Genomic DNA, 3,510 nt, shown 5'->3' on the forward strand with positions numbered 1-3,510 from the left:
CTGATAGGTCTTGCCGTCTGGCCCCTTGCGGATGGCGCCGGGGATCGGGTTGGCGCCAAGCATCGGTGCGCCGCCACCATCAGCGGCACGAGGGGAAGGAGCTGGAGCCCCAGAAAGGGCTTGCGCGGGCGTCTGCTGCGGTCCAGAACCGAACAGCGCCGAAAACACGCTGTCGCCACCCTTGCGCCAGTCTGCTTCCGCTTTGTTGGCCCTGCCGTTGGCCATGCGATAGCCGAGAGCCTCTCCGATGGCGGAAAGGCCCTGTCCGACCGTCTTCGGCGCCACAGGGCCGCGCAATGCGTCGGCGATGGCGCGAAGGCGCGCGAGTTCTTCCGGCGTCTGGACGCCAGTGTCTCCGCCGAAGATGAAAGCCGGCTGTGCGGTCATGCGAACGCCCTCCCGTAGTCGACGGCATCGAAGCCGTTGACGGTTGTGACGGCATAGGGTCGATAGGCGCGCACCTCGTCGGCCATGACACCGACCTGTTCACCGCCGCCCCAAAGATATTCGAACACGTACTTCGTCAGCCCGTTGGCAAAGGTGCCGATCGCGCGAATGTTCTTCTTCAGCCGGCGGTCCGAAAACTTGATCAGGTTCGCGCCCAGACCGAACAGGCCGCCCATCAAATCGCTGCTGCTGCTGGCGTCCTGCTGCCACTTCTGAAGCTGCTGATTGTAGTTCGTGTTGATCAGGCCCGCCGTGTCCGTTGTCGGAATGGTCGGCATGTTTGCGTTGACGAAGTTCGGCTGGCTGACCTGTGAGCCCGAGAGCAGCGCCGTCAGGTTGTTGATCGGGGCCGAATTCTGGGCCAAGGCCTCCTGCACCGCCTGCCCGCGACCGGACAGCAGCAACGAATTGTAGGCGTCGTTTTCACCCTGGTCCTGGATGTTCTGCGCCTGGGCGTAGTTATCCGAACCGGGACGGATGCCGCGATTGATCAAGTCGGCTTCGTTCGCCTGCCGGCGAGCATCGAGCGCCGGCTGAAGGCGCTTCATGCCGAGATCCATCAACCGGCCTTCGGTTGCGTCGTTGGACAGGTCGACCGGCTTGGCGAGCCAATCCTTCAGAAACGACGATTGGCCGGCCGCCAGTTCGCCCAGGTTCAGCTTTGCCTGGTCGGTCTGGTCTTTGATCGCCTGACCGGTTCCCGACAACGTTTGCGTGGCCGTGTAGGTCGGGATGTCGTAGGACTTTCCCGTATAGGGATCATTCCATTTGTAGGTTCCCGTCTGGGAATAGTTCAGCGAGCCATCCGGCGTCACCTGGTTGACGTTGCCGAGGTTGGCATTCGCAATCGCGGTGCCGACGTTCGTTGCGGTCGACGCTGCTGAAGTCTCTTTCGGGTCGGGAGGTGCGGGAGCGTCTGGGGCACACATGGTCAGGTCTCCTAGAGGAAATAGGTCATGGCGATTGCCGACCGCTTGAAGCCCACGCGCTCGCACATTTTTGCAACGCGTAGATCGGTGGCGATGGTGACGTGCGCCCTGACGCAGCCGCGCGCTTTCAGTTCAGTCAGAATATGCTTGGTGAACCGGCGGCCGATGCCGTTGCGATGGTCCGGCCGCATGTAAATCGTGTCCTCCTGGGCGATCATCTCGGAATTGTGCATGTCTTGGGTGATCCAGATGAAGGCGTAACCGACGGCCTCGCCATCGCCGGCCCTGACGACAAAGCAGAGAAGATGCCCGGCGGAGCCGTAGACGTTCAGGCGCGGCTTGAATTCGCCGATCGCCATCCCTTCAGCAGCCATGCGAGCCTGCATCTCGCCATAGTGAGTGCGGCACATGGGCTCCAGCTCGGGCCACGCTTCGTTGAAATTCTCGATGCTGATGGCGTAGTCAGACAACGACGCCTCCCGTTTCAAAGGTGACATCGAGCTGAACGAATTCGGTGACTGGTCGCTGGTTAAGGAAACTGGTGATTTGCAGTTGCGGCTGCATCACGTATCCCGTCTTGCCAATCGAAATCCATTGCCCGCCGCCGACCGATGCCACCGGCTGCGCCTGGTCCCACTTCGCGACATCCCACTGGCCCGAATCCCACAGGTCCGCCGTGCCGCCATCCGCTGCCGGAGGGGCTGGCGGCAGACTGACGGAATAGTTGACCGAGAAAGAGATTTTCGGGTTGTAGGGCGTGGCGCTGAGAAAGGTCGGGCGTGCCTGGTGGACGGTCTTCAAGCCGCCCAGCGACTTCATGTGATCCGGGTTGCCGACATAGGTGTAGTAGATCGGCAGGCCATTATCGTTGCCCGCAATCTCTGCCTCGAAAACCGTGCCGTCATTGGTGCCGAAATAGAGGCGGCTGTCATGCAGTTCGATGGAGCGCGTGGCCCAGCCGACGAACTTGCACCAAGCCCCGGTTTCGAGATTGACGACGAACGACCACGCTTCCTGTCCGTCCGCCGTCACCGGCAACGCGACAATCGCATAGTTCATGTCTGGCCACTTGATGATTTCCCACGGCAGGGAAAGCCGGCGAGCAGCCTCACGCTTCCAGTCCGGTTCGATGTTCCTGGAGATGGCCGCAAGCGACAGTGCAGCCGCGTCCTTGTTGATTGCCGCAGAGATCGGAACGAGGCCTTCCTTCGTTGCAACGATCAGATCGCCGCCGGCTCGCATCGTGCCGCGCTTGCCCATCGGGTCAGTCAGGTCGTAGCGGCCGACAAGGTTCCATTCCGCTTGCGTGGTGCCAGCCGGGTTCGAACCTTCGAAGATGGCGGCCTCGCCTTCGGTGGTGACGAAAACGCATTTGTCGTCGATGCCGTCGCCAGCATCGAGGGACCACGTTGCGCCGAACAGCAGCGAGCCGCCGCGCTGGAAAATGCCTGACAGGTTCAGAGAGCCCAGGGCGCCGGTCACGCTGTCGACGTTCAGATATCGCGCGCGCATAGTGCCGTTCTCGATGAAAAACAGCCGGTTTCGATAGAGCCAGACGTGAGACAGGACGGAAGTCGCCACTCCGGTAATCGCGGCGGAGATCTGCACCACGCCGCCCGGAATGTCTGCTTTTGCAGAGCCGGCAATCGAGCCGGTGACGGTCTCGTTGTCCTGAAACGTCCCGGTGATGCTCTGGATGTAGAGCGAGCCGGTGGCGCCGTTGTCGATCGACTTGACGACAGTCGCGGTCGCGCCGCTGGTGCCGCCCGTGATCGTCTGGCCAGTCACATAGTTGACGGTCTGGGTATCGAAGTTCAGCCGAAATGTCGGCAAGCCGTTGACGGCCGACCAGTCGAAGCTGGTGCTGTAGAGCTGAAGGAAGTCGGTTCCGTTGACTGCGACCACGAACGAGCCGCCGGACGTGGTGAAATTGACATAGGAATAGTAGCCGGAAGTCTGGCCCGAGACGGCGGCGGCCGGCGGCGAAGTCGGCGAAGCCGGTGCGGTGACATCGCGAATGGTCGTCGCATCACACGCCCAAATCTTCTTCGTGCCACCCGCGTTGTAGGTGATGAAGCTTTCAACCGGAACGGCGCCGATCGTGGCACGCTTGATCGAACCGCCGCGCATGCTG

3 protein-coding genes and 1 pseudogene are annotated in these 3,510 nt (G+C 61.8%); all 4 read right to left on the bottom strand.

All coding sequences use genetic code 11. The features are described from left to right. Positions 1–387: pseudogene (locus EN932_RS38190) on the bottom strand (hypothetical protein); the annotation flags it as partial. Further along, positions 384–1,376, bottom strand: a complete 993-nt coding sequence (locus EN932_RS31710; protein WP_013531595.1) for a tail fiber domain-containing protein — start codon at positions 1,374–1,376, stop codon at positions 384–386. The gene EN932_RS31710 and the pseudogene EN932_RS38190, both read right to left, overlap by 4 nt. Before the next feature lie 11 nt (positions 1,377–1,387). Then, complete coding sequence (locus tag EN932_RS31715) at positions 1,388–1,846, bottom strand: GNAT family N-acetyltransferase (RefSeq protein WP_128369351.1); 459 nt, start codon at positions 1,844–1,846, stop codon at positions 1,388–1,390. Next, on the bottom strand, positions 1,839–3,510 hold a 1,672-nt coding region (locus EN932_RS31720; RefSeq protein WP_128369352.1), incomplete at its 5' end, for a hypothetical protein. The genes EN932_RS31715 and EN932_RS31720, both read right to left, overlap by 8 nt.

Origin of the sequence: Mesorhizobium sp. M7A.F.Ca.US.002.01.1.1, assembly GCF_004022955.1 — a bacterium.
In the GTDB taxonomy this organism is placed as follows: domain Bacteria; phylum Pseudomonadota; class Alphaproteobacteria; order Rhizobiales; family Rhizobiaceae; genus Mesorhizobium; species Mesorhizobium ciceri.